The organism is Pacificoceanicola onchidii, from assembly GCF_004804335.1.
GTDB lineage: Bacteria > Pseudomonadota > Alphaproteobacteria > Rhodobacterales > Rhodobacteraceae > Pacificoceanicola > Pacificoceanicola onchidii.
The window spans coordinates 32,660-56,571 of record NZ_SRXY01000001.1 but is presented as its reverse complement, the minus strand read 5'-3'; the positions used below and the strand labels follow the sequence as shown (position 1 = coordinate 56,571).

Below are 23,912 nucleotides of genomic sequence, written 5' to 3'. Positions count from 1 at the left end.
TACTCTTGGGTCTTGCCGGTTTTTTGTGCAGGGCCTAAGCGTGTGTGATGACACGCGACGTTTTGAGTTCCAAAGGCCACGCCAAGGCTATTTTGACGCTGGGTCTGCCGATCATCGGCGGCCATCTGGCGCAGTTTGCCATCGGGCTGACCGACACGATCATGATGGGCTGGTACGGGGTGCCGGAGCTGGCGGCGCTGACGCTGGCGGGCTCGTATTTCTTTACGCTGTTCCTGCTCGGGAGCGGCTTTGCCTGGGCGATCATGCCGATGGTGGCGGCGTTTTCGGCGCAGGGCGATGATGTGCAGATCCGCCGCGCCACGCGCATGGCGCTGTGGTGGTCGCTGCTGTATTTCGCGGTCAGCCTGCCACTCTTCTGGTTTTCCGGGCCGATCCTGATGGCCATGGGGCAGACCGCCGAGACCGCCGGGATGGCGCAGACCTACCTGCGGCTGGCGGGGTTCGGGATGCTGCCCGCGCTCGGGATCATGTGTTTCAAGAGCTATCTGGCGGGACTTGAGTACACCCGCGTGGTGCTTTGGGTGACTGTTGCGGCGGCGGTGGTGAACGCCTTGGCGAATTATGCCTTTGTCTTTGGCAACTGGGGCGCGCCGGAACTGGGGATCACCGGGGCGGCGGTGGCCTCGGTTGCGTCGAGCCTCGCGGGCATGGTGCTGATCGTGATCTATGCGCTGCGCACCCTGCCGGATCACCAGATTTTCGTGCGGTTCTGGAAACCCGACTGGGAGATGTTCTCTCGCGTGTTTGGCCTTGGCCTGCCGATCGGGCTGACCACGCTGGCGGAGGTCTCGCTCTTTGCCGGATCAGCGGTCCTGATGGGCTGGATCGGGGTGATTGATCTGGCCGCGCATGGCATTGCGCTGCAGATCTCGACGGCAACTTTCATGGTGCAGATGGGGCTGAGCAACGCCGCGACGATCCGCGCGGGCAACGCCATGGGGCGCGGCGACCGGGAGCATCTGGTGCGCGGGGCGAAGGTGACGCTGGTGATGAGCGCGATTGCCGCCGTGGCCTCGGTGGCGCTGATGCTGCTTTTGCCAGAGCTGATGATCGGGGCGTTCATCGACAAGGCGGATCCGGCGCGCGCGGCGATCATCGCCACGGGCACCGGCCTGTTGATGATGGCGGCGCTGTTCCAGGTGGTGGACGCGGCGCAGGTGCTGCACATCGGTTTCCTGCGGGGTTTGCAGGACACAAGAGTGCCGCTGTTCTGGGCGGTCTTTGCCTATTGGGGGGTGGGGATGCCGGCGGCCTACGGCTTTGGCATCGCGTTTGGCTTTGGCGGCATGGGGGTCTGGCTGGGCCTGACGCTGGGTCTTGCGGTGGCTGCGGTCGCCTTGGGCTGGCGGTTCTGGACCAAAGGCGTGCGCATGGTGGCGGAGGGGTAGAGCGCCCCCTCGCGCCATTGGAAAAACGCGTTATTCGAGGCCAAAGACGATGGTCACCTGTCCGCGCAGGGTGATCTCGCCTGCGGCCACCGGCACGCGGGCGGCTTCGGCGAAGGCGACCACGGGCATGTCGCGGCTGGCAACCATGGGCGAGGCGGAATCGGTGATCGAGAGCACCGGCCCGAGCCGCACGCCTGCCGCCCCCGCATAGAGCCGGGCCTTGTCCATGGCATCGCGCACCGCCGCGCGGCGCGCTTCGTCCTGAAGCGGGCGCGGGTCGGCCACGTCGAATTGCAGGTTGGCCAGCGAATTGGCCCCGTCATCGAGCACCGCCTGAAGCACATCGCCCAGCCGGTCGAGATCGCGCACGCGGATGGTCAGCATGTTCGAGGCCTCATAGCCTTCGAATTCCTGCCCTTTGGAGAGGCTGCCGTTGCGCCAGCGCTGATCGAGCCGCAGCGCGCTGGTCTGTACGTCGCGCGGGTCAAGCCCCAGTTCGGTGAGCCGGGCGAGCACCGCCTCAAGGGTTTCGGAGGTCTGGTTCATCGCGCCGAGGGCCGTTTTGTCCAGCGCCCGCGCGCCAAGGCTGAGCCGCGCCATGTCCGGAACGGCGGTGACGGTGCCTTGCCCCGAGACCGTCAGGGTGCGCGTTGGCGCATCTTCGGCGGCGGCGGAGAGGGGCAGGGAGAGGGCCAGAACGGCAAAAAGGGCAACACGCAGCATGGAAGGGGCCTCCGGTTGAAAAGCTGTCTCTTCAATGTCAGGGCTTGCGCCGTCTGCGGCAAGCCCCCGCAGCGCAGCTTTTCTTTTCCTCGGCAAAAGCTTGCTATATACTGGGGGTGTACAGGAATTGGACTCCCGCCATGAGAGCGGGACTGGTAGAGACCGGGCATGGTACCTGATTTTGCTCTTTCCCTCTCTTTCGAAGGCATTGCCTTGCTGCGCCATGTGGATGGCCGCTGGGCGCGGATTTCGGAGGTGGCGCTGGACGTTCCGGATCTGGACGCGGCGGTCAATGCGCTGCGCGATCAGGCGCTTGCGCTGGATCCCGAAGGCGGCAAGGTGGTGCTGGTCATTCCCAATGAGCAGATCCGTTTTCTCGACACGCCCGATCCCGGCGGTCCGGCAGCGGCGCGCACCGAGGCGGTGCAGCAGGCGCTGGAAGGGGCGACACCGTATCAGGTGGACGAGCTGGTGTTCGATCAGGTGGTCGATCGCGGGCGTATCCTGATTGCCGCTGTCGCGCGCGAGACGCTGGACGAGGCGGAGAGTTTTGCAAAGACGCACGGCTTTGACGGCGTGTCCCACGCGGCGATTGCGCCCGAAGGGGCGTTCAAGGGCGCGGTGCATTTCGGCAAGGTCAAAAGCTGGAAAGGCCGGGTCAAGCGGCTTGCAGCGCCGATTGAGATTGTCGAGGCGGATGAGGCGGCGCTGACGCCGGTGCCGCCGCCGCCACAGGCGGAGCTTGATCTTCCGGTTGAGACGGCGCCGGAGCCCGTGGTTGCTCCCGAACCTGTGCCGGAGGTTGCGCCCGAGCCGGAAGTCCAGGCGAAACCGGAGCCTGCCCCGGAGCCAGAACCGACGCCGGAGCCTGAGCCGAAACCGGAGCCTGTGGTGCTGACTGCGGAGGACGCGCCGCACGAAGAGCCGCCGCAGGCAGTGCCGGTGACGCCGCCCGAGCTGACGCCGGGGGATCCCGATGCCGGGGCGTCCTTGTATTTTTCGACCGTGCGCGAAGCGCTGTCCGAGACGGATACCGCCAGCACACCCGAGATCCCGCAGAGCGAGCATAAACCGCGGTTCACCCCGGTGGTGCAGACCCCGGCGCGAGCCCCTGAACCAGCGTCTGAGCCAGCCGCTGAACCTGTGCCTGAACCGGAAGCAAAGCAGGAGCAGGCCGAGCCACCGAAGGCGGATACACCGCCTGCGCCTGCGAAGAAAGCCGAGCCAAAAGCGCCGGATGCGGCCCGCGCGCGCGCACTGGCCCTTGCGGCCCGCACGCCCGGCGCGCCGGTGGATGCGCCTGCCAAGCCACAACCGCCGAAAGCGCCTGCGCCGGAGCTGGCACAGAGCCTGACCGCGCCGCGCGCAGGCGAGGATGCGCCGGACAGCGCCGAGACCGCGAAGAAAGGCGGTGCGGTGGCGGGCGCGATGCGGTTCCTGTCGCGCCGCGGCCAAGGCAAGACGGACAAGACGGAAAAGGCGGCCCCCGAGGCCCCGGCGCGCGCCGTGCCAAAGCTGGACAGTGGCCGCGCGGCACCCGCCCCTGCGGGCCCGACGCTGTCTGCCAAACCGGTTCCCAAGGCCCCGGTGGCCGAACCGGCCCCGGCCCCCGAGATACCCGCGCCGGATCCGGCGCTTGCCGCCCCGGCCAGCGAGCCGCCGTCAAACGGCGCTTTGGCCAAGATCGCCGCGCGCCGCCCGGCGCCGGACGCTGCGGCCAGGAAAACCCCGCCCGCCCCGCCGATGCCTGCCAAGGGCGCGCCCGTGGCCGCGCAGAGCGAAGCGGAACGGATGACCGTTTTTGGCGCGCGCGGACAGGAGATCGGCGGCAAGCCGCGTTACCTTGGGCTGATGCTGACCGCGACGCTGCTGCTGTTCCTTGTGGGGGTTGCGGCCTGGGCCTCTGTCTTCATGCAGGACGGATTGGCGGGCCTCTTCGGCTCTGATGAGCCGGAAGCCGTGGCGAGCTTGCCGGAAGGCACCGCCACGATCCCGAGCGCCGATCCCGAAACCCCGCTTGCGCGCGCGCCCGCGACCGAAGAGGAAAGCGCCGAAGCCGAGGACGAGGTGGCGGAAGATTTGCAGGTGGCCTCGCTGGGGCTGGGCACGCCGGTGCCGTCTCCCGCGCCGCGCCCGACACAGCCCATCGCGCCGCAGGCCGCGCCGACCCCGGAAGAGGCCGCCGCGACCTATGCGGCGACCGGCGTCTGGCTGCGTGCGCCGAGCGCGCCGCTGACCCCGCCCGAGGACGCCATCGACGAGGTCTATGCCGCCTCGCTTGATCCCACGGTGATGAAATCCGACGCCGTGGCGCTGCCCGGTGCGGCGGAGATCGGGCCGGAGTTTGCCATGCTGGACCCGGGCCTGCCGCCGCCCGCCGGGATGGTGTTCAACTTTGATCCGCGCGGGCTTATCCGCGCCACGCCGGAAGGGGCGCTCAGCCCCGATGGTCTGCGCATCTATACCGGGCGTCCGCCCGTGGTGCCGCCGCTGCGCGGGGTTGCTGCCGCGCCGCCGCCTGTGCCGGGAACGGATGCGGCAGGAGAGACGGAAAACCCGCTGAGCCGCGTCCGCCCCGAAGCCCGCCCCGATGACATCGTTGAGCAGCGCGAGCGCGCCACGCAGACCGGGATTTCCAACGCCGAACTGGCCGCTTTGCGCCCGGTGATGCGGCCCCGGACCGAACAGGAAGTGGCGGTTGAGGAAGAGCCGGAAGCGCCCGCGACGGATCGCGCGATTGCACGGTCTCTGGTGCCGGTGACCCGACCGCGCAACATGCAGGCGATTGTGCGCCGCGCCGAGCGCAGCCGTCCGGCGGAACCTGTTCAGACAGCCTCTGCCGCAGCCATTGCGCCGCGCACGGTGCAGCCCAGCGGCACCACGGCGGGCAGCGTTGCCCGTTCGGCCACGGTGCGCAACGCGATCAACCTCAGCAAGGTCAGCCTGATCGGTATCTACGGTACGCCGTCGAACCGCCGTGCGCTCGTGCGGCTGCCCTCGGGCAGCTACAAGAAGGTGAAAGTGGGCGACCGCATTGATGGCGGCCGGGTGGCCTCGATCAGCGAAAGCGAGCTGCGCTACACCAAGGGCGGGCGCAATATGACGCTGAAGATGCCGCGCGGCTGATCACAGCGCGCCCAGCGTTTCCTGTACGGTCTCGAAGAACACACCCAGATGCGCCCCGTCCGCCAGTGCGTGGTGCACCTGTATGGTCATGGCCGCGCGAAAGCCCCCCTGTTCCGGCACGATCTTGCCCCAGCTGACGCGCGGAATGCAGTCCTCGGCGTTGGGCAGGGCGTTGTCGAGCGCGGTAAAATCGAGCCAGGGCAGGCAGGAGGCAAAGACCACCGCATCACCTATGCTGTCATCAATCGGGTTCAGATCTGTCGCGGCGCGGGCCTGCGCGATGCGCTGCGCCGCGATCTTGTCGAAGCGGGCGAAGTCCGTATCGAAGGGCACATAGCCGAAGTTGAAGCCCCCGTCCGCGCGGGGAACCGGCATCGACAGGCTCACCCTGTCATGCCGCACAACGGTCTCGCCGCGAAAGCGCATGCAGAGTTCCGGCACCGCGTGAATGCCCGCGCCAATGGCAAAAAGGCAGGCGTGATAAGGGGATAGCCCGCTGGCCTTGCGCGCCATCACATGGGTCAGATCAAGCCGTACGGTGATCGCGTAGTGGGGCCGTTCATAGCCGCGAAACAGCCGGTACTGCGCCGCGCGCGGCCATTTGGAAAGATCAACGGGATGTGTTGCCATGGCGGCAGGCTACCCGGTTTCGGGGGCGCGACAAACTGTGCAATTGGTGCTCATTTCACAGGTCCTGCGGCATCATTGTGCGCTGCTGCAGGGCTCTTCATCTTTCGTAAGGGGACAGTATGGTTTATTTGTAAGGTCGACACGCAGGACAGACGGAGCATTTATATGGCACGGCCTATCGTTGGCATCATCGGCAACACCTACCTGATCAACGATCAGTACCCCGCGCATGCGGGCGGGACGATGAATTCCGAGGCCGTGGCTGAAGTCTCCGGCTGTATGCCGCTGCTGATTCCTGCCGATCCGCGGTTCCTCAGCGTCGAGGAACTGCTGGACACCTGCGACGGCTTTCTGCTGACCGGTGGCCGCCCGAACGTCCACCCGGAGGAATATGGCGAGGCGTCGACCGAGGCGCATGGCACGTATGATCGCGCGCGCGATGCCATCACGCTGCCGCTGGTGCGGGCCTGCGTGGAGCGCGGGCAGCCGTTTCTGGGCATTTGCCGGGGATTTCAGGAGGTCAACGTGGCCATGGGCGGCACGCTGTACCCGGAGATCCGCGATCTGCCGGGTCGCATGAACCACCGCATGCCTCCCGATGGCACACTGGAAGAGAAATTCGCGCTGCGTCATGTGGTGAACCTGACCGAAGGTGGCGTGTTTCACCGGCTGTTCGGCTCGAACGAGGTGATGACCAACACGCTGCACGGGCAGGGGATCAAGACGCCGGGACGGCGTATCGTGATCGAGGGCCTTGCGCCCGACGGCACGCCGGAGGCGATCCATGTGGAGGGGGCCAAGGGCTTTACCCTGTCGGTGCAATGGCATCCGGAATGGGACGCTGCGAATGATCCGGTCTCGCGCCCGCTGTTCGAAGCCTTTGGCGAGGCGGTGCGGGCTTGGTCTGCGGGGCAGTCCGGTCAGGTACTGAAATCCGCCTGAAGTCCGCCTGAAGTCCGCCTGAGATCAGGAGCAGGACTCGCTCGCCTGCGCCTTGGCCAGTTCCCATTGATCCGCATAACGGAACCCACCGACGCGCGGCCGATCATCCTGCAGAACCTGCGTGGCCTTTTGCTGGAAACAGGCGCAATCGACGCCGGGCATGGTTTCGCGGCAGAGCGCATACCCGCCGTCTTTCGCCACTTCCGGCAGGCTCGCGGTCTGGCGCGCATCGGCGGGCGGCTCCCAGGAGGTGAGCGGTTTGAACTGGGCCACACCAATGACAAAGGCCGGCCCGCCAATCAGCACCGCCAGAATAATCTTGAACTCACGACCCATCCAAAGCCCCCGTTTCAGGTGTAAGGGCAGTATAGCCGCAAAGCCCCGGTCCAAGGCGCATTTAGTGTTTCAAATTGAGAGCGTCGGTGCGGTGAAACCCGCTGGTTCGAGCGGCACAACAGAGCAGCGTGGGCCGCAAAGCGCGGCCCACTGCCTCATCTTGGTCTGATCCGGCAGATCGTCTGCCGTCAGGTCTCAGAGCGCCTGAAGATCGGACGCCATTTCCCGGCCATCCCGGCCTTCACGCAGCTCGTAGCTGACTTTCTGATTGTCGGCGAGGCCGGTCAGACCAGAGCGCTCTACCGCAGAAATATGAACAAATACGTCTTTGCCACCTTCATCAGGGGCAATGAACCCGTAGCCTTTGGTCGTGTTGAACCATTTCACGGTGCCGTTCGGCATAATCCCCGTGCTCCTTTCCCAGTCATAGTAAACAGCCCCGACTGTTGCGGGGCTTTTCGTCACATTCGCCTTTCAGGAAAGAACTTAGCTGCAAGAGACGTTGCGGTGTTCCGGGGCTGATCGTCGAAAGTCACAGCCTTAGGATTTGCAGCGCTTTTGTAAAAATCAAGCAAAACGTCCTCGTATTTCAGTCTTTCGCCCCTTATGTGAACGCAAACGACGAAGGAATTGGCATGATCCTCTATGGTCTGAAAACCTGTGATACGTGCAGAAAGGCGCGCAAAGCCCTGCCGGACATACAATTTATGGATGTGCGGGAAGACGGAATTCCACAGGATGTTCTGACAGCCGCCCTGGAGGCCTTCGGCGAAAAATTGCTCAACACGCGGTCCACCACATGGCGGGGCCTGAGTGATTCTGAGCGGGCGGGCGCGCCTTTGGATCTTTTGAAAGCGCATCCGACCTTGATGAAACGCCCCTTGATCGTCGATGGCGAGAGCATGACATTGGGCTGGGACAAGGCGGCGCAATCCGCCCTAGGAGCGGCCTGATGCGCAACGCGGCACTGACTTTGGGGATCATCGCGGGCGTCTTCGGGATGCTCGTCGGCTTTTTCGGCTTCGGCTACACGGAGCTTGCGCGTAACTTCAACGAGGTTGAAGAGGTGTTCGGCATGTTCGACGATCCGGCGCTGGTGCGCGTGGTCTCGATCCTGTCGCCCATGCTGGCGATTGCGGGCGGCGCCATGGCAAAGGCGCGCGCGCTCTGGGGCGGCATCCTGCTGCTGGTCTCGGCACTCGGCATGTATGTGGCTTTTGGCTTCAACGTCTTCACCATGTTCCCGATTGCCTTTGCCGGGCTTGGCGGGATCCTGGCGCTGGCGGCGGGCAAGCCGGACGAGCCGAAGGCGCATTTCTGAGCTTTGAACGCAAAACAGCGCCTGAATGGTCAGGCGCTGTTTGAATGTCAGGTTGCTGACAAGGTCAGGCCGTGACCGGCTGGCCGCCCATGCGGGCGCTCAGGATCCGGTCGACGGACAGAACCCCTGCGCCCTTGATCACCAGCGTGAGCAGGACAAACACCCAGAAGGCGCGTTGATCGAGGATCAGGCTGTCGGCGGCGCGGTCAAACCATGCGCCCAGCGTACCTTCGTGTTCGATGCCGCCGTGGCCGTAGAGGTCGGTCAGGCTCTGCACCACGACAAACCCGATCATCCCAAGCGCCGCGAGGCGGGTGAACAGGCCAATCACAATGAGCACGGGCAGGATGAACTCCGCCCATGTGCCAGCGACGACCACGAGCCAGTGGAACCAGCTCAGTTGAGAGGTGTCATAGGTCACCGCTTCCATCGCCTTGGGGAAAATCTGCGCGTAGGCGCCGACGCTGGGGCTGAGAAAACCGAAGAAACCGTCGCCCAGTTTGGTCAGGCCCGACGCCCAGAAATAGTGGAACAGCACCCCTGCAAAAACCAGGCGCGAGAGCAGCGGCAAGAGCCCGTCACCAAAGCGTTCGACCATGGAAAACAGGCGGTTGTGAAGAGAGATCAGGGTGTCCATGGGGGGCTCCTTAGGGGATCGTTATGATGTCGCTGAGCGCGCCGGTCTGCAGCAACAGGCCAAGCATCGCGCCCAGATCGAAGTCTTCGCCCGCAGCCTCCAGAGCCGCGCCAAAACTCTGCCCGACCTGAACGGCGGCAAGGAAGGGCGCGCCGCCCGTGGGCAACAAATGCGGCTCGGGGTCAAACTCGGGGCGGGCAATCAGCACGTCTTCGGCCTGCGCCTGCGGCTTCGGGCTGCCGGGCGTCATGGTGAAGCGATAGACGGACAGCACCGGCCAGGGCGAGCGCAGCAGCCGAACGCTTGGAGCCAGCACCAGACGGGCCGCCATGAGCGCCTCTTCCGAAAGGTCCTGAAGCCGCGCCGGGTTCAGAACGGGCGCATCGGCGGCGTGGTAACTCTCGCGCAGGGCAAATTCGAGCCGCGCCACATCGGCCAGGTAGCCGATGCTGTTCAGTGCTTCGATCCCCGCCAGAAAATCGGCAAATCCAGCACCATAGCCCATCATCAGGGGTGAACCCGGCGGTTCCGCCCGCAGATACATCCCGGCGGCCCGTGCAAAATTCTCCGGCCCGATCAGTTTGGCCACAGCCGGAAACCCGGCCTCCAGCGCCTCGCGCAGCGACACGGCGACGTTGTTGCGATACACCGCAAACCGCCGCCCCGCGGGCCGGCCTTCGCCATCCATCAGCCCGTCGGGCACGTCCAGCTCCGCATCCCGCAGCGCGCCAAGAAAACCCGCTTGCGAGACGGGATTTGGTTTCTTTGTGCTCAAAATATCCCGGGGAGTCGCAGCCTCGGGCTGCGACGGGGCAGCGCCCCGAAGATCTGCGCCGCTCATACCAACACTCCGGCCAGAGCGCGGTCCGCCCGCACAGCCTCTTCGCGCAGAACCGGCCAGTCCGGCACATCCGTGTCCCATTCGATCAGGATCGGCTTCGGCCCCGAGCGTTCCAGAACGTAATCCAGAAGCGCCCAGACCGGATCGGCGACCTCGCGCCCGTGGCTGTCGATGAGCAGCGGCGCGCCGTGATCGTCCTCGTCCTCGTCATGCCCGCCAAGGTGAATTTCGCCAACACGGTCAAGATCATAGGCGTCGATATAGTTCTGCGGCGAGAACCCGAGGTTCACGGCGGAGACAAAGACATTGTTCACATCCAGAAGCAGCCCGCAGCCGGTGCGCCGGGCGATTTCGCGCAGGAACGCGGGTTCTTCCCAGGTGCTCTCGGCAAAAGCGAGGTAAGACGAAGGGTTCTCCAGCAGCATCGGGCGCTGCAAGACGTCCTGCACCTCGTCGATGTGATCGCAGATGCGCGCCAGCGTGGCGTCGGTATAGGGCAGGGGGAGAAGATCGTTGAAGAAGTGGCTGTCGTGGGTGGACCAGGCCAGATGCTCGGAAAAGCTCGCCGGGTTCAGCCAGCCCACAAGGTGTTTGAGCCGCGCAAGGTGCTCTGGATCAAGACGGCCCGCGCCGCCGATCGACAGGCCCACGCCATGCACAGATATGGGAAACCGCTCGGACAGGGCGCGCATTTGCGCCAGCGGGCGCCCGCCCGCGCCCATGTAGTTCTCCGCATGAACCTCGAGCCATCCAACCGGTGCCGCCTCTTCGAGGATGTCGCGGTAATGCTGGGGCTTGTATCCAACCCCGGGCAGGGGCGGCAGGTTTGGTTCGAAGTCGTACATGACGGTCATTTCCAAAGAGAAACAGGCGGTAGGGCGGGGCTGAGCCCCGCCCCCCGTATTGTCAAAGACGGGTCTTAGGTCGACGGCAGGTCACGCTCGAGCGCTTCGAGGCTGCCCATGCGGGCCGTGCCGTCTGCCATGGCCGGCAGTTCGATGTCGGCGCAGGTGCCTGCGTCCACCAGGGTCCATGCGTTGCCCTGATAGTCAACCTTGGAGCTGCCCGCGCAGGTGGTGCCGGGGCCGGCGGCGCAGTCGTTTTCACCCGCGAGGCTCACGCCGAAGCACTTTTCCTTGTCCATCGCGTGCACGCCGGTGGCAGCGAAAGAGGCAGCAACAGCACCAACGATGGCAGCGGTTTTGAGGGTCTTGGACATTGGACTTCCTTTCAGTCTGGTCAGTCTTTGAACGATTTGAAACTTGGTGCCCCGTGGCGTTTGCCCGGGACCTCTTCACTCTGCCTTTGAAACTGTTTCAGAACCATTCACGCCCCCGTGCATCACAGGCCTGTCAGCCGCGGGCTGGGTTTCGTGAGGTTTTGCAACCGCAGAAAGTCAATAAAAACAGGGGCAAAGCAAATGGCCCCGAAACATTTCGGAGCCTTGTGTCATGCTTCCAGCGCTGGAATGTTACAGTCTTTGCGCAAGCTGGGCGGGCGCGACGTCACAGATCACGCCGCATGTCAGCAATATTTCAGCGACGTGTGCGCCTGCGCAGCAGCGCCAGCCCGCCGATCCCGGCCAGCAAAAGCGGCAAGCCCGCAGGCAGCGGTACGGGGGCCGCTTCGTTCAGCGTGGCCGAATAGGCAGAGGGTACAAAGGCCGTGGGAGTCGTGGTTCCCGAGGTGAGGCGCGCGAATATGTCTCCGCCGATTGTTGCGGAGGCAACCGAGTTCACCGCAAACAGGAAACCGCCCTCGCAAGTGGCGTCTTCACAGGCGAGGATGTCCAACGAGGAGCCGTCCAGCGAAATCGTCGGGAGGGCGCCGGGCACGGCAAAACCCAGTGCATCGTAGGATGTGACAAACGTCAGCGATGCGGCGGGCAGGCCTGCAATCGTCGCGAAATCCTGCACGCCGGTCACAAGGAAGGTGTTGCCATCGCCCTGCAACGTGCCTTCGAAGGTGGCGGAGAGCAGCAAGCCATAGGTGACGCTGACCGTTGCCGCTGTCGCCGCGCTTGCGGTGAGACCGGCGGCCAGCGTGACAGCCGTGGCCACAGCGCCGAGACGTTTGAGTGATTTTCTCATGTGAAGGCCCCCTGGTTACCCGCTTCACGATTAAAAGGTGAATTTGGTTAACAATTTTTCCGTGTGTTGTCACGGGTTGGCAAAGAGGGTGGCTTTGAGGGTGCCGGCAGGCTAGCCGATCAGAGTTTGCGGCGGTGACGCAACAGGCCGAGCCGTGTCGGGATATGGAAACCAGCCAAGAATGCAAACGAGTGGGATTGCGCAAAAAAAAACGGCCCCGCAGCGGGGGCCGTTCTTCTGTAGTCCGGGAACTGTGTGGCGTCAGGCCTGATCCGGGGGCAGCGCGCTTTGCTTCAGCTCTGCAATCACGTCGTCCAGAGCCTGAACCTTGGTCTGCTTCTCGCCAAGGCGGCGCACGGTGACGGTGCGTTCCTCAACCTCGCGATGGCCGATGGCGAGGATCACGGGGACCTTGCTCAGCGAGTGCTCGCGCACCTTGTAGTTGATCTTTTCGTTGCGGATGTCGGCTTCGGCCCGGACGCCGGCGGCTTGCAGAGCGGCGACAACCTCGCGCACATACTCATCCGCCTCGGAGACGATGGAGGCGACAACCACCTGACGCGGGGCGAGCCAGAAGGGCAGTTTGCCTGCATGCTCTTCGATCAGGATGCCGATGAAGCGCTCGAACGAGCCGAGCGTCGCGCGGTGCAACATGACGGGACGGTGCTTGGCCCCATCTGCGCCGATGTAGGTGGCGTCGAGCCGTTCGGGCAGGACAAAGTCCACCTGGAAGGTGCCGCACTGCCAGACCCGGCCGATGGCGTCGGTCAGGGAGAACTCCAGCTTCGGGCCATAGAATGCCCCTTCGCCGGGGTTCATCTCGGGCTCCACGCCTGCTGCGCGGGTGGCTTCGAGAAGGGCCTTTTCCGCCTTGTCCCAGGTCTCGTCCGAGCCTGCGCGGGTTTCCGGGCGGTCCGAGAACAGAACGCGGAACTCCGCAAAGCCCAGATCGCGGTAAATCTCGGACAGGAAGGCGATGAAGCGTTTGCATTCCGCTTCGATCTGGCTTTCCTCGGCAAAGATGTGACCATCGTCCTGCGTGAAACCGCGCACCCGCATGATGCCATGCAGCGCGCCGGACGGCTCGTAGCGGGCGCAGGAGCCGAATTCGGCCATGCGCAGCGGCAGCTCGCGGTAGGATTTCAGACCCTGTTTGAAGATTTCCACGTGGCAGGGGCAGTTCATCGGCTTGAGCGCGTTGACCGCCTTTTCGCGGGCGTGTTCCTCGTCCACTTCGACGATGAACATGTTCTCCTGATACTTTTCCCAGTGGCCGGATTTTTCCCAGAGCTTGCGGTCCACGACCTGCGGGGTGTTGACCTCCACATAGCCGCCTTTGCGCTGCTGTCGGCGCATGTAGTCCTGCAGGGCGGTGTAGACGGTCCAGCCGTTCGGGTGCCAGAACACCTGACCCGGCGCTTCTTCCTGCATGTGGAAGAGGTCCATCTCGCGGCCCAGCTTGCGGTGGTCGCGTTTGGCGGCTTCTTCGAGCATGTTCAGATGCTTGCGCAGGTCTTCCTTGTTGCGGAAGGCGGTGCCGTAGATGCGTTGCAGCATGGCGCGGTTTGAATCGCCGCGCCAGTAGGCACCGGCCACGCTCATCAGTTTGAAGGCGTCGCCCGGAACCTGTCCGGTGTGCAGCAGGTGCGGGCCACGGCAGAGATCCTGCCACTCGCCATGCCAATACATGCGCAGTGGCTCGTCGCCGGGGATGCTTTCGATCAGCTCGACCTTGTAGGGCTCGCCGCGATCCTCGTAGTACTTGATCGCCACGTCGCGGTCCCAGACCTCGGTGCGCACGGCATCGCGGGCGTTGATGATCTCTTTCATCTTCTTTTCGATCGCGCCCAGATCTTCGGGGGTGAAGGGCTCTGCGCGGTCGAAATCGTAGTACCAGCCGTCCTTGATGACCGGGCCGATGGTGACTTTGACGTCGGGCCAGATCTCCTGCACGGCGCGGGCCATGATGTGCGCGAGGTCGTGCCGCACCAGCTCCAGCGCGGGGGCCTCATCCGCCATGGTGTTGATGGCGATCTTGGCATCCGCTTCAAGCGGCCACTGGAGATCCCAGTGCTGGCCGTCGACCATCGCGGAGATGGCTTTCTTGCCAAGGGATTTGGAAATGGATGCAGCGACTTCGGCGGGGGTTACGCCCTTGTCAAAGTCTCGGCTGTTGCCATCGGGAAAGGTCAGGGAAATCTGGCTCATGGCCATGCTCCTCGTCGTTTTGGCGCCCACGGAACGCCCGGTTGCGGGTTATGTGTGGCCGCCTTTTGGCGGGGCGCGGCGGAGGTGTCAAGCGGTGGGGGGACCCGGGGGGGAATTGGATGCGTGTTCTATTTTCGTTCTTTCATTGCGCGCGAAGCTGTGCCACGCTCGCGCCAAAGGGGAGCCGGGTGAGGGCATTGTCATGCGCAGCTATGAAGAGATTCTGAACATTGCCGCCGATCGCAAAGGCGGGCGGGCGGTTTTGCTGGAAGGCACGGCTCCGCCGAAGTCGGCGGACGAACTGGCGGCGATCCCGGATGACCGCTGGCTCGCGCAGTTTTCGCGCGGGATCATGAACGCCGGGATCAGCTGGACCGTGGTGGACAAGAAATGGCCGGGGATCAAAGAGGCGTTCCATGGCTTTGACGTGGGACGCGTAGGGCATATGTCCGACGATTGGTTTGACGAACTGATCACCGACACCCGGATTGTGCGCAGCCCGCCCAAGGTGCGGGCCATTCAGGAAAACGCGGTGTTCATCCAGGAAGTCAGCCGGGAGTACGGCAGCTTTGGCCGCCGCATCGGCGACTGGCCTTCGGAGGATTACGCGGGGCTTCTGGCCTGGCTGCAAAAGGAAGGATCGCGGCTGGGCGGGGCGACGGGGGCCTATGCGCTCAGGATGCTGGGCAAGGAGAGCTATATCCTGTCGGGCAGCGTTGTGACGCGGCTGATCGCGGAAGGGGTGATCGACAAGGCGCCGACCTCCAAGGGTGCAAAGAAGGCGGTGCAGGACGCGTTCAACACCTGGAAAGAGCAGAGCGGGGAGAGCCTGACGGTGATTTCCCGCGTGCTGGCGCAGAGCGTGGATGGGTGAGGCGATGCCGGGGCAGAGCCCCGGCCTACGGGCTGCTGCGCCCGGGCAATCGCAGGGCGAGGATGCGCTTGGGTTCGATTGGATATTTGGACAGAGAAGAAAGCCGGCTCGGGGCTTGGGTTTCTGACGGTGCTGCCTATTGTGTGCGGCGGATTGAACTGGAGGCAGCATGACAGAGATTGCTTACATTGACGGGCCGCGCGGGGAGAGTTTGGCCTATGCGTATACGGCGGGAACCGGTCCCTGCGTGGTGTTTTTGTCGGGCTATCGCTCGGACATGGAAGGAACCAAGGCGGTGCATCTGGAGGCATGGGCGAAGGCGCGGGGGCGGGCGTTTCTGCGGCTCGATTACAGCGGGCATGGCGTCTCCGGCGGGGTGTTTGAGGACGGCTGCATTGGCGACTGGGCGGCGGATGCCGAGGCCGTGGTGCGGCATGTGACGGAGGGGCCGGTGGTGCTGGTGGGCAGTTCCATGGGGGGCTGGATCGCGTCGATCCTGTCGCAACGGCTTGATGTCGCGGGATTTGTCGGAATTGCTGCGGCGCCGGATTTCACCGAGGATGGCTTTTGGGCCGGGTTTGACGACGCGCAGCGCCGGGCGGTGATGGAAGAGGGCGGGGTCGAACTGCCGTCTGCCTATGAGGATCCCTATATCGTGACAAGGAGGCTGATCGAGGACGGGCGCGAGAACCTTGTGTTGCGCGCGCCGCTGCCGATGGGTTGGCCGGTGCGGCTTTTGCAGGGCACCGAGGATGAGGCGGTTTCGCGCGAGACCGCTCTGGCTTTGCTTGATCATATCGAAGGTGCGGATGTGCGGTTGACGCTGGTCAAGGGAGCCGATCACCGGTTTTCCGAGCCGGAGTGCCTCGCGCTGATCGAAGAGGCGGTGCTGGAGGTTCTGGGCTGAGTTATGGGGCGGGGCTTGGGTGATCTGGATGCTGAACTGGCCGCCGGGGAGGCGCGGGTTCCGGGGATCACACCCGGCACGGAAAAGCGCGTGATCTGGGCCGGGGCCGCGGGCGTGCGGACAGGGCTGAGCCTTGTCTATATCCACGGGTTTTCAGCGACCTCCGAAGAGCTGCGTCCGATGCCGGATCTGGTGGCGCAGGCGCTTGGGGCCAACCTGTTTTTCACGCGGCTTGCGGGGCACGGGGTGCCGGGCGCGGAGATGGGCAAGGCGACGCTGGAGGATTGGCTTGACGACCTGCGGCAGGCTGTGGCGATTGGTCAGCGGATCGGGGAGCGAACCGTTCTGATCACCTGTTCCACCGGGTCCACGCTGGCGGCGCTGGCGCTGGCCGAGGGGGCGGATGTGGACGGCGTGGTGATGCTCGCGCCGAATTTCCGTATCAAATCCGCCGCCGCGCGGATTTTGACCTGGCCGGGTGTTGAAATCTGGGGGCCAATCGTGGCCGGCAAAGAACGGCAGATCGAGGTGCGCAACGCGGCGCATGGCGTGTTCTGGACCACGCGCTATCCCACGGCGGCGCTGTTTCCCATGGCGCGTGCGGTCAGGGCGGCGCGCAGCATTGACTACGCGGCGATCAAGACCCCGGCCATGGTGCTTTTTGATCCAGATGACGCGATCATCGACCATGGGCAGACGCGCCATGTGGCGGCGCGCTGGGGTGGATCGGTGGCGGTGGAGACCGTGCATATGGGGGCCGAAGACGACTGCTATCACCATGTGATTGCAGGGGATATTCTCTCGCCCGGGCAGTCGGTGCCGCTGGCGGAGAGGATTACGGAGTGGATTAAACGTTTGGGAGAGACGAGATGGAACAACGGATCAGCCTGATCACATTGGGCGTGCGCAACATGGATGCGGCGGCGGGGTTTTACGAGGCGCTCGGATGGCGCCGGGTGGAGACGCAGGACGGGGTGGTTGCCTTTGATCTGCTGGGGCAGACGCTGGGCCTCTATCCGCTGGAGGATCTGGCGCGGGATATGGGCCTGTCGCCGGATGAGATCGGCACCGGGGCCTCGACCCTGTCTCACAATGTCGACAGCCGCGAAGAGGTCGACGCTCTGGCGGCCAAGGCCGAAGCGGCGGGGGCCAAGGTGCTCAAGGCCCCGCATGAGGTCTTCTGGGGCGGCTACATCAGCTATTTCAAGGACCCCGAGGGCCATGTCTGGGAAGTGGCACACAATCCGTTTTCACAGCTGGGGCCGGAAGGGGCCTTTCGCTGGAACGGCTACGGGTAATGCCACGCCGCAAACCGAAATCCATGCGCGGGCTGGAGGATCTGGGCCGTGTGCGCCTGTCCAAACACTTCTTTTTGCGCGAGTTTCTGCATTCGGAGATAGGCAACCTCTACGGTATCCCGAACATCCCGGAAGACCCGGATCTGGCCATCGAAAGGGGTGAAGCGTTCTGTCAGACCATTCTGGATCCGCTTCAGGAGACCTTCGGGCGGATCTTTGTGCGCTCGGGCTATCGCGCCCCTGCGCTTAACGCGTTTGGCAATGAAAACGGGCTGAATTGCGCGGCGAATGACTGGCATCTGGAGTGCCATATCTGGGACATCCCGGATCGGCCTATCGCCGGGGCCTCCATTGCGATCCCCTGGTTTGCCGATCAGTACGCGCAGGGGCGCGACTGGCAGGATCTGGCGTGGTGGCTTTATGATCACGTGCCGTTTGCCGAGGTTTGGTTTTTTCCCAAGCTCTGCGCTTTCAACATTTCCTGGCGGCCGAAGCCGCAGCGCCGCATCGACAGCTATATCGCGCCGAAAGGCTGCCTGTTGCGGCCCGGTGCCGCGCCGTCCGAGCCAGAGGCGCAGCGGCGCGCGCGATATGCCGATTTTCCGGGCATTTCCGGGGCCGTGTTACCCTTACGTTAACTCTGCGGGTGCACAGTGTTTGCCTGACGCCTTTCGCCTTGGCACAGTCCGGGCAGACCAGTTGAGACGAGTGCCCCTTTGCCCGATTCGCTTCGAAGCCGTAGCGCCAAGGATGCGCCTTTGACCCTGCCACAGCGGCAGGGATTGACGCTGGCCGCCGAGTACCTCGCGCGGGAAATCCCGCTTGGCATGGAGCAGAGCGCCTTTGGCAGCAGCCTTGTGGCCCCGTCCCCGGTGATCGGGGTGGGGGCGGAGGCGCTGGTGCGGCTTGGCATCTTTGCTTCGGGGGCGCGCGGCGGGGTTTACACACGTGTTGTTGCGCGGGAGGATCTGCGCCCGCACCTTGGTCGGCTCAGCCCGGTGCAGGCTGATTTTGATCATACCTTTCAGGCTTTTATCTCCCACGCGGCGGGCCATGCGGAAACCTTGCCGGATACGCGCGCGGCGTTCACCCTGCCCGAAACACACCGCAAGATCGGCGTTGTACTGCTTCGGCTTGGCTATCTGGCGGAGGAGCGGCACGGGGTCTACTGGACCGAAGCCGTGGCCCCCTTCATGCGCGAGGCCGTGCTCTGGGACGAGAAGGGGCAATGCCTGTCGGAGATCTGGCAGGCGCAGGAGGAGGCCGAGGCGCGGCATTTCTTTGCCGGTCTGCCGGACCATCTGCGCGTGGCTCTGCAACGCACGGTGATCGAACAGGGCAGTTTCGAAGGGCTGGACATGCTGCGGCGGCATTGGACCGAGCAGGGTTGGAGCGAGATCCGGCAAGACACACCCGGCGATCTTCTTGAAGCGGGATTCAAGGTTAACTACTTCACAACCCTTGTGCGGTTAATTCGGGAAGGACGGGGCTGAGCTTGCCAAGGTGATGACGCCCCCGCGTGATCAACCCGGAGAACCCGCATCATGCCCTCTCAGCCCGAGGCGCTCCGAAGATGAGTGCACATCCCGCCCATAGCCATCCGCTGGCCAACCTGCCGCGCATGACCCAATCGAACCAGCCTCTGGGGCAGATCGCCGCCGCCCGCGCGGCGAGCGGCTCTGACCCGGCGTTCAACGATTTCCTGCGCGAGACCACCCATGTGATGCGCAGCGAGCGGACCATCGCGGGCGCTTTGAAATCCTGTTTCCATGCCCATGTGATCCGCCGCGACGCGCTCGGGATTGCTTTTGGCACAGGGTCGGTTCTGGCGGATCTGCAAGGACAGATGGTGGCGGTGCCCGATCAGGTTGCGCTGACCGAAGACGTGTTCAGCACCGGCAAACAAGAGCGCGGATTTCTGGGCGCCAGCCGGGTCTGGCTGCAGGGTCATCATCGCGGTCCCGGTCCTTTCGGTGCGCCCACGGGGCGGGCGCTGCGCTACCGGGAACTGTCTGAAACCTATGCCAAAAACAACCGCATCAGCGACATCTGGAGCGTGCGGGATCATGGCGCGGTCTGCGCGCAACTGGGGCTGGAGCCAGAGCGGCTGGCGGCCGATCTGTGGCAGCGCGCGGACCTTGAGACCATGCCGTTTCGCCCGGAGGTGGACCAGCAGGGGCCCTATACCGGCGAAGGCAACGGCAGCCAGTGGGGACTGGCGTTTGCGGAGCTTCTGACGCGGATTCTGGATGGCGAGCTCCAGACCATCACGGACCAGTACGACGCGGCCTGCGGGCTGAGCTTTCCCGGCGGCGTCGAGCAGTTTGGCCATGATGCGGCAACGCAATTCTGGATGGGCCTGCGCGCGGCTTTCCCCTCGGCGGAGTTCAGGGTCCACCACACGATGGGATGCGAAGAGCCGCTGATGCCGGCCCGCGCGGCGGTGCGCTGGTCGCTGTCCGGGCGGCACGAAGGCTGGGGCATTTTCGGGCCACCGACAGGCGCGCCGGTGCACATCATGGGCATGAGCCACGCGGAATTCGGCCCGCAGGGGCTGCGCCGGGAATGGACGCTCTACGATTCGCTGGCCATCTGGATGCAGATCGTGGCACATCGGGGGGTATGACCGAGACACCGCCACCCGGACTTTCAGAGACAACCCAAGCCACCTATGAGCGCGAAGCCGCCGCGTATGATGCGCAGCGTGGGCGCAGCTTGTTTGAACGCGGCTGGCTGGAGCGGACCTTGCGCGATGTGCCCAGAGGCGGGCCGGTGCTCGATCTGGGCTGCGGCGCCGGGGAGCCGATTGGCCGCTATCTGTCCGAGCAGGGCTTTGCCCTGACCGGCGCGGATTTTGCCGAGCCCATGCTGGAGATTTTCCGAAATCGGTTTCCGAAGGCAGCGGCGATCAACGCAGACATGCGCGTGCTGGATCTGGGCCAGCGTTTTGATGCGATCATTGGCTGGGGCTCGTTCTTTCACCTCACCATGGACGAACAGCGCGCGGCCCTGCCGCGCATCGCAGACCACCTCAATCCCGGCGGGCGGCTGCTGCTAACCGTGGGGCCGGGTGCGGGCGAGGCGCTTGGCCACGTGAACGGCGCGCCGGTCTATCACGCCTCACTGAGCGAAGAGGACTACCGGGCGATTCTCTGCGCTGCGGGTTGCGAGACCGAAAGCTTTGCGCCAAACGATCCCGAGACCCATGGTCACACGCTTCTGTTGGCGCGACGTAAATAATAAATATCGCTGTTAACGCCTTGTTAACATGTCGGAAGCCACTATGGTCGACCACAAGTACTTGCGTTTAGGTTGACGAGTGACCACTAGATGCGCCAGATTTCTGGCACAGAATCTAGGGGGATGCTGCTATGTTGAAACGCGCGAGCGCGCTTGCTGCCGCTGTGGTTACGGCCACGACACTGTCGGCCCAGGCGCAGGACACCTGCGGCGGGCTTTACACCGTCCAACGCGGCGACAGCCTGTCGCTGATTGCTGACAAGCTCTACAAGAACGTCGGCGCCTGGTCCGCGATCTACCGCAACAACATCGACATCATCGCCAGCCCGGACAGCATTCGCGTGGGCGCGACCTACCGCATGCCCTGCATCGACGGCCTGCCGACGGGCCTCAAAGGCGGCACCGTTGTCGAAGCCAACGCAACCGCTGCGCCGAAGATCGCCCCGGCCGCCGCGCCGGTCAGCACCGAAGCGCAGCTGGCCGCGCGCCAGCGCAGCGCGGCCGAGGCTGCGGGGGGCGTGGATGTGCGCCTGCTCGCCGGTGACGATTTCCGCCCCTTCACCAACCGCCTCCAGATGAGCTCGGGCATGATCACCGATCTGGTGAATCGCGCCTTTGTCGCCGATGACAGCACCGGCCAGCACAAGTTCTACTGGGTCAACGACCGCTCCGTGCACCTTGACCCGATGCTCGCCGACGGCATGGTGGATCTGGCCTTCCCCTGGAAAAAGCCGCGCTGCGAAGAGGGCGACACCAATTCGGTCTGCACCGATTACGTCTTCTCTGAGCCGATGTTCGAGATGCTGGTGGTGCTCTTCACCTCCCGTGATCGTCCGGTCACCTTCAACAGCGAAGCCGATCTTGCAGGTATGCGCGTGTGCAGCCCGCTCGGCTTTGAGGCGGGCAGCCGGCAAGGTGGCGGCCACTACCTGACCAAGATGGGCGCGCGTCTGCAGCAGCCGGTGAGCGCCGAGGAGTGCTTCAACCGTCTGGTGAACGGCAGCGCCGATGCGGTGGCGATGAACGAGTTCACCGGCCGCGTGGTGCTCAAGGACATGGGGCTGACCTCGGATGTGGAGCTGATGCTGCGCCGTCCGCTGGCGATCGAAGGGCTGCATGTGGTTGCGCACAAGAACAACCCGCGCGCAGATGCGCTGATTGGCGCGTTCAACGCGGGGCTTGATGAGATGCGCGAGAGCGGAGAGTACCTCAACGTGATCGACACCCATATGTCCAGCATCTGGGCGGGGCTCTGATCCATGGGTCACTGGACACAGATGGCCGCGGCGGGGATCGTCGCGGCGCTTGGAAGCCTCACCGGCGGCGCGGCACTGGCGCAGGATTGCGCCCCCACCGCGCACCGCGTCGGGGCAGGTGAGACCATCTTTACCATTGCCGAGGCGCGCTATGGTGACCCGGAAAAGTGGACGCTGATCTACTATGCCAACGAGGTCGCGCTGACCGCTTCGGTGTTCCAGGTCAAGCCGGGTGACATGCTGATCATTCCCTGCGAGGCGACCACGGTCACCGCCGATGCAACCCCCTTGCAGACGGATGTGGAGAACGCGGAGCTCAAGCTGCTGACCGGCTCAAACTACGAGCCGTTCACCGATCTCGGCTGGCCGGGGCAGGGGATGCTGACGGAGCTTGTCAACGCGGCGATGGAAACCACGCCGGACCCGGTGACCTATTCGATCACCTGGGAGAATGACTGGGGCAAGCATTTCCCGGCGCTCAACGACAAGACCTTTGACATGGGCTTCCCGTGGTATCAGCCGGACTGCGACTCCCAGCGCGATTCAGAGCGCTGCGTGAACTACCACTTCTCGGATCCGTTGGCCGAAGTGCTGATGCTGCTCTTCGTCAAGGACGGCTCGGATTTCACCTTCGAGCGGGATGAGGACATCTTTGGCAAGAAGATCTGCCGCCCCGATGGCTTCCTGTCCTTTGACCTCGACACGCCGGAACGGCAATGGCTGACGACCGGCAAGGTCGAACTGGTCCGCGCGGACGATGAGCCGGCCTGTTTCAACAAGCTTCTGGATGGCGAAGTTGATGCGGTGTCTCTGAACGTCTTCCTTGGCGCGCAGGTGACCAAGGAGATGGGGCTGCAGGGGCAGGTTGTGCCGCTGGACCGGCCGGTGTCGTCGCTGGGCATGCATATGATCATTTCCAAGCGGCACTGGCGCGGGACGACGTTCCTGTATCGCTTCAATGCGGGGCTGGCGAAGCTCAAGGAAAGCGATAGGTACAACGAGATTGTCTCCAAGCATCTGGGCGTTTTCTGGGATCGGATGCAGGCGGACGGGTGAGCCGTGGTCTCCGCCCCGTGACCTACTCTAATGAACCGGCGCAAATTTGCGCCGGTTTTTCTTTCCGCTCTTTCCAAGGCGAACGGGTCTGGTAATGTGCCGGAAACTATAAGTTTTCTCTTGGTGCGTGTCTGCTGGGCCGCGCCGGACCGAAGGGTGGCTGGGACGTGCGCGAAACTGTTGTCTTCATTCCGGGGCTTCTGGCCGATGCGCGCGCTTTCGGGCCGCAACTGGCGGATCTGAGCCGCGATTTTGCTGTCATGTGCATCGCCCCGACACAGGGCGAGCGGATTGAAGAGATTGCCTCCGGCATGCTCGATCTGCTGCCCAAACGCTGCGCGCTGGTCGGGCACGGCATGGGTGGCATGGTGGCGCTGGAGGTGGCGCGGCGCGCGCCGGACCGGGTGTCGCGGCTCGCTCTGATGGACACCTCGCCGCTGGCGGACACCCCGCAGCAGGCGGCGGAGCGCGATCCGCGCATCGTGCGGGCCAAGACCGGGCGGTTTCGCGAGGTGCTGGAGTATGAATTGCCGCTGGAGGCACTGGCACCGGGACCGTATCGCAATGACATTCTCGCGCTGGCGCGGGACATGGCGGAGGTGCTGGGGCTTGAGGTGTATCTGCGGCAGGCCCGCGCGCTGCAGCGGCGGCGTGATCAGCAGGGGACGCTGCGCAAGATCGCGGTGCCTGTGCTGGTGCTCTGCGGCGGGCAGGATCCGCTTTTTGAGGTCAAACGCCATGCTTTCATGGCCGACCTGATCCCCGGCGCGGTGCTGGAGGTGATCGAAGAGGCGGGGCATTTGCCCGCGCTGGAAGCCCCCGAAGCCGTGGCGGACGCCCTGCGCCGCTGGCTTGCCATGCCGCTGATGCTGCGCTGAGCCTGCGCTGCCTCCTCCGCGCGCCTGCGGCGCGCGTCCGGTGATCCGGCGGCCTGCGTTTGTGTGGCGGGGCATTGATATTTGGACAGAGAAGAAGCAGGGGATTGACGGCTGCGGCCGCGCTTCTTATTGCGGCGCTT

26 protein-coding genes are annotated in these 23,912 nt (G+C 64.4%); 16 read left to right on the top strand and 10 right to left on the bottom strand.

Annotated features, from left to right (window positions below; genetic code table 11):
* The first annotated feature begins 47 nt into the window (after positions 1–47).
* The gene (locus E4662_RS00335; protein WP_136439263.1) at positions 48–1,409 is read left to right on the top strand and encodes an MATE family efflux transporter; all 1,362 of its coding nucleotides are present in this window, start codon (positions 48–50) and stop codon (positions 1,407–1,409) included.
* A 30-nt stretch (positions 1,410–1,439) separates the two neighbouring features.
* Here the strand turns inward: E4662_RS00335 and E4662_RS00330 are convergent, their stop codons facing one another.
* A complete protein-coding gene (locus E4662_RS00330; protein ID WP_136439262.1) occupies positions 1,440–2,132 on the bottom strand; it encodes an SIMPL domain-containing protein in 693 nt (230 codons plus the stop codon).
* Between the two features lie 168 nt (positions 2,133–2,300).
* Here E4662_RS00330 and E4662_RS00325 point away from each other — a divergent pair, with 168 nt between their 5' ends.
* Entirely contained in the window at positions 2,301–5,258 is a 2,958-nt protein-coding gene (locus E4662_RS00325; RefSeq protein ID WP_136439261.1) for a hypothetical protein, read from the top strand.
* On the opposite strand, the gene E4662_RS00320 is transcribed toward E4662_RS00325, so the two are convergent.
* Positions 5,259–5,888, bottom strand: a complete 630-nt coding sequence (locus tag E4662_RS00320; RefSeq protein ID WP_136439260.1) for a CatA-like O-acetyltransferase — start codon at positions 5,886–5,888, stop codon at positions 5,259–5,261.
* 165 nt (positions 5,889–6,053) lie between these two features.
* On the opposite strand from E4662_RS00320, the gene E4662_RS00315 reads away from it, so the two are divergent.
* Positions 6,054–6,830, top strand: coding sequence for a gamma-glutamyl-gamma-aminobutyrate hydrolase family protein (locus E4662_RS00315; RefSeq protein WP_136439259.1), 777 nt, complete (start codon positions 6,054–6,056; stop codon positions 6,828–6,830).
* A 24-nt stretch (positions 6,831–6,854) separates the two neighbouring features.
* Here the strand turns inward: E4662_RS00315 and E4662_RS00310 are convergent, their stop codons facing one another.
* Entirely contained in the window at positions 6,855–7,166 is a 312-nt protein-coding gene (locus E4662_RS00310) for a hypothetical protein (protein ID WP_136439258.1), read from the bottom strand.
* 195 nt (positions 7,167–7,361) lie between these two features.
* Positions 7,362–7,568: a cold-shock protein gene (locus E4662_RS00305; RefSeq protein ID WP_136439257.1), complete on the bottom strand. Its 207-nt coding sequence runs from the start codon at positions 7,566–7,568 to the stop codon at positions 7,362–7,364.
* Between the two features lie 233 nt (positions 7,569–7,801).
* Here E4662_RS00305 and E4662_RS00300 point away from each other — a divergent pair, with 233 nt between their 5' ends.
* Both E4662_RS00300 and E4662_RS00295 read left to right on the top strand, forming a co-directional pair.
* Positions 7,802–8,119, top strand: coding sequence for an ArsC/Spx/MgsR family protein (locus E4662_RS00300; protein WP_136440188.1), 318 nt, complete (start codon positions 7,802–7,804; stop codon positions 8,117–8,119).
* On the top strand, positions 8,119–8,487 hold the full coding sequence (locus E4662_RS00295; protein WP_136439256.1) for a hypothetical protein: 369 nt from the start codon (positions 8,119–8,121) through the stop codon (positions 8,485–8,487). Before E4662_RS00300 ends, E4662_RS00295 begins: the two co-directional genes overlap by 1 nt.
* Positions 8,488–8,551: 64 nt before the next feature.
* Here the strand turns inward: E4662_RS00295 and E4662_RS00290 are convergent, their stop codons facing one another.
* From E4662_RS00290 to thrS, 6 genes are all read right to left on the bottom strand, one after another.
* Positions 8,552–9,124, bottom strand: coding sequence for a DoxX family protein (locus E4662_RS00290; RefSeq protein ID WP_136439255.1), 573 nt, complete (start codon positions 9,122–9,124; stop codon positions 8,552–8,554).
* Positions 9,125–9,134: 10 nt separating this feature from the next.
* The gene (locus E4662_RS00285) at positions 9,135–9,965 is read right to left on the bottom strand and encodes an HvfC/BufC N-terminal domain-containing protein (protein WP_136439254.1); all 831 of its coding nucleotides are present in this window, start codon (positions 9,963–9,965) and stop codon (positions 9,135–9,137) included.
* Positions 9,962–10,810, bottom strand: a complete 849-nt coding sequence (gene bufB / locus E4662_RS00280) for an MNIO family bufferin maturase (RefSeq protein WP_136439253.1) — start codon at positions 10,808–10,810, stop codon at positions 9,962–9,964. The genes E4662_RS00285 and bufB overlap by 4 nt, the downstream gene beginning before the upstream one ends.
* Positions 10,811–10,884: 74 nt before the next feature.
* A complete protein-coding gene (locus E4662_RS00275) occupies positions 10,885–11,184 on the bottom strand; it encodes a BufA1 family periplasmic bufferin-type metallophore (RefSeq protein WP_136439252.1) in 300 nt (99 codons plus the stop codon).
* Between the two features lie 316 nt (positions 11,185–11,500).
* The gene (locus tag E4662_RS24265; RefSeq protein WP_136439251.1) at positions 11,501–12,055 is read right to left on the bottom strand and encodes a VPLPA-CTERM sorting domain-containing protein; all 555 of its coding nucleotides are present in this window, start codon (positions 12,053–12,055) and stop codon (positions 11,501–11,503) included.
* A 261-nt stretch (positions 12,056–12,316) separates the two neighbouring features.
* Positions 12,317–14,263, bottom strand: coding sequence for a threonine--tRNA ligase (gene thrS, locus E4662_RS00265; RefSeq protein ID WP_136439250.1), 1,947 nt, complete (start codon positions 14,261–14,263; stop codon positions 12,317–12,319).
* 202 nt (positions 14,264–14,465) lie between these two features.
* Here thrS and E4662_RS00260 point away from each other — a divergent pair, with 202 nt between their 5' ends.
* From E4662_RS00260 to E4662_RS00210, 11 genes are all read left to right on the top strand, one after another.
* Positions 14,466–15,137 (top strand): DNA-3-methyladenine glycosylase I, encoded by a 672-nt coding sequence (locus tag E4662_RS00260; RefSeq protein WP_136439249.1) that lies wholly within the window; start codon positions 14,466–14,468, stop codon positions 15,135–15,137.
* Between the two features lie 169 nt (positions 15,138–15,306).
* Positions 15,307–16,044 (top strand): alpha/beta hydrolase, encoded by a 738-nt coding sequence (locus E4662_RS00255; RefSeq protein ID WP_136439248.1) that lies wholly within the window; start codon positions 15,307–15,309, stop codon positions 16,042–16,044.
* A gap of 15 nt (positions 16,045–16,059) precedes the next feature.
* On the top strand, positions 16,060–16,935 hold the full coding sequence (locus tag E4662_RS00250) for an alpha/beta hydrolase (protein ID WP_168797847.1): 876 nt from the start codon (positions 16,060–16,062) through the stop codon (positions 16,933–16,935).
* Positions 16,914–17,342, top strand: a complete 429-nt coding sequence (locus E4662_RS00245) for a VOC family protein (protein ID WP_136439246.1) — start codon at positions 16,914–16,916, stop codon at positions 17,340–17,342. The genes E4662_RS00250 and E4662_RS00245 overlap by 22 nt, the downstream gene beginning before the upstream one ends.
* A 23-nt stretch (positions 17,343–17,365) precedes the next feature.
* Complete coding sequence (locus tag E4662_RS00240) at positions 17,366–17,980, top strand: hypothetical protein (protein ID WP_136440187.1); 615 nt, start codon at positions 17,366–17,368, stop codon at positions 17,978–17,980.
* A gap of 120 nt (positions 17,981–18,100) precedes the next feature.
* Positions 18,101–18,835 (top strand): hypothetical protein, encoded by a 735-nt coding sequence (locus E4662_RS00235; protein WP_136439245.1) that lies wholly within the window; start codon positions 18,101–18,103, stop codon positions 18,833–18,835.
* An 80-nt stretch (positions 18,836–18,915) separates the two neighbouring features.
* Entirely contained in the window at positions 18,916–19,968 is a 1,053-nt protein-coding gene (locus tag E4662_RS00230) for a nuclear transport factor 2 family protein (RefSeq protein WP_136439244.1), read from the top strand.
* Positions 19,965–20,582 (top strand): class I SAM-dependent DNA methyltransferase, encoded by a 618-nt coding sequence (locus E4662_RS00225; RefSeq protein ID WP_168797846.1) that lies wholly within the window; start codon positions 19,965–19,967, stop codon positions 20,580–20,582. The genes E4662_RS00230 and E4662_RS00225 overlap by 4 nt, the downstream gene beginning before the upstream one ends.
* Positions 20,583–20,713: 131 nt before the next feature.
* Positions 20,714–21,838, top strand: coding sequence for a transporter substrate-binding domain-containing protein (locus E4662_RS00220; RefSeq protein WP_136439242.1), 1,125 nt, complete (start codon positions 20,714–20,716; stop codon positions 21,836–21,838).
* A gap of 3 nt (positions 21,839–21,841) precedes the next feature.
* A complete protein-coding gene (locus E4662_RS00215; protein ID WP_240705073.1) occupies positions 21,842–22,894 on the top strand; it encodes a transporter substrate-binding domain-containing protein in 1,053 nt (350 codons plus the stop codon).
* Between the two features lie 167 nt (positions 22,895–23,061).
* Positions 23,062–23,772 (top strand): alpha/beta fold hydrolase, encoded by a 711-nt coding sequence (locus tag E4662_RS00210; RefSeq protein WP_136439241.1) that lies wholly within the window; start codon positions 23,062–23,064, stop codon positions 23,770–23,772.
* Positions 23,773–23,912: the final 140 nt, after the last annotated feature.

Bases quoted from the DNA above. Each gene is read 5' to 3' on its own strand.
- E4662_RS00335 (WP_136439263.1), top strand. From the start codon at position 48: ATGACACGCGACGTTTTGAGTTCCAAAGGCCACGCCAAGGCTATTTTG.
- E4662_RS00330 (WP_136439262.1), bottom strand. From the start codon at position 2,132: ATGCTGCGTGTTGCCCTTTTTGCCGTTCTGGCCCTCTCCCTGCCCCTC.
- E4662_RS00325 (WP_136439261.1), top strand. From the start codon at position 2,301: ATGGTACCTGATTTTGCTCTTTCCCTCTCTTTCGAAGGCATTGCCTTG.
- E4662_RS00320 (WP_136439260.1), bottom strand. From the start codon at position 5,888: ATGGCAACACATCCCGTTGATCTTTCCAAATGGCCGCGCGCGGCGCAG.
- E4662_RS00315 (WP_136439259.1), top strand. From the start codon at position 6,054: ATGGCACGGCCTATCGTTGGCATCATCGGCAACACCTACCTGATCAAC.
- E4662_RS00310 (WP_136439258.1), bottom strand. From the start codon at position 7,166: ATGGGTCGTGAGTTCAAGATTATTCTGGCGGTGCTGATTGGCGGGCCG.
- E4662_RS00305 (WP_136439257.1), bottom strand. From the start codon at position 7,568: ATGCCGAACGGCACCGTGAAATGGTTCAACACGACCAAAGGCTACGGG.
- E4662_RS00300 (WP_136440188.1), top strand. From the start codon at position 7,802: ATGATCCTCTATGGTCTGAAAACCTGTGATACGTGCAGAAAGGCGCGC.
- E4662_RS00295 (WP_136439256.1), top strand. From the start codon at position 8,119: ATGCGCAACGCGGCACTGACTTTGGGGATCATCGCGGGCGTCTTCGGG.
- E4662_RS00290 (WP_136439255.1), bottom strand. From the start codon at position 9,124: ATGGACACCCTGATCTCTCTTCACAACCGCCTGTTTTCCATGGTCGAA.
- E4662_RS00285 (WP_136439254.1), bottom strand. From the start codon at position 9,965: ATGAGCGGCGCAGATCTTCGGGGCGCTGCCCCGTCGCAGCCCGAGGCT.
- bufB (WP_136439253.1), bottom strand. From the start codon at position 10,810: ATGTACGACTTCGAACCAAACCTGCCGCCCCTGCCCGGGGTTGGATAC.
- E4662_RS00275 (WP_136439252.1), bottom strand. From the start codon at position 11,184: ATGTCCAAGACCCTCAAAACCGCTGCCATCGTTGGTGCTGTTGCTGCC.
- E4662_RS24265 (WP_136439251.1), bottom strand. From the start codon at position 12,055: ATGAGAAAATCACTCAAACGTCTCGGCGCTGTGGCCACGGCTGTCACG.
- thrS (WP_136439250.1), bottom strand. From the start codon at position 14,263: ATGAGCCAGATTTCCCTGACCTTTCCCGATGGCAACAGCCGAGACTTT.
- E4662_RS00260 (WP_136439249.1), top strand. From the start codon at position 14,466: ATGCGCAGCTATGAAGAGATTCTGAACATTGCCGCCGATCGCAAAGGC.
- E4662_RS00255 (WP_136439248.1), top strand. From the start codon at position 15,307: ATGACAGAGATTGCTTACATTGACGGGCCGCGCGGGGAGAGTTTGGCC.
- E4662_RS00245 (WP_136439246.1), top strand. From the start codon at position 16,914: ATGGAACAACGGATCAGCCTGATCACATTGGGCGTGCGCAACATGGAT.
- E4662_RS00240 (WP_136440187.1), top strand. From the start codon at position 17,366: ATGCGCGGGCTGGAGGATCTGGGCCGTGTGCGCCTGTCCAAACACTTC.
- E4662_RS00230 (WP_136439244.1), top strand. From the start codon at position 18,916: ATGAGTGCACATCCCGCCCATAGCCATCCGCTGGCCAACCTGCCGCGC.
- E4662_RS00225 (WP_168797846.1), top strand. From the start codon at position 19,965: ATGACCGAGACACCGCCACCCGGACTTTCAGAGACAACCCAAGCCACC.
- E4662_RS00220 (WP_136439242.1), top strand. From the start codon at position 20,714: ATGTTGAAACGCGCGAGCGCGCTTGCTGCCGCTGTGGTTACGGCCACG.
- E4662_RS00215 (WP_240705073.1), top strand. From the start codon at position 21,842: ATGGGTCACTGGACACAGATGGCCGCGGCGGGGATCGTCGCGGCGCTT.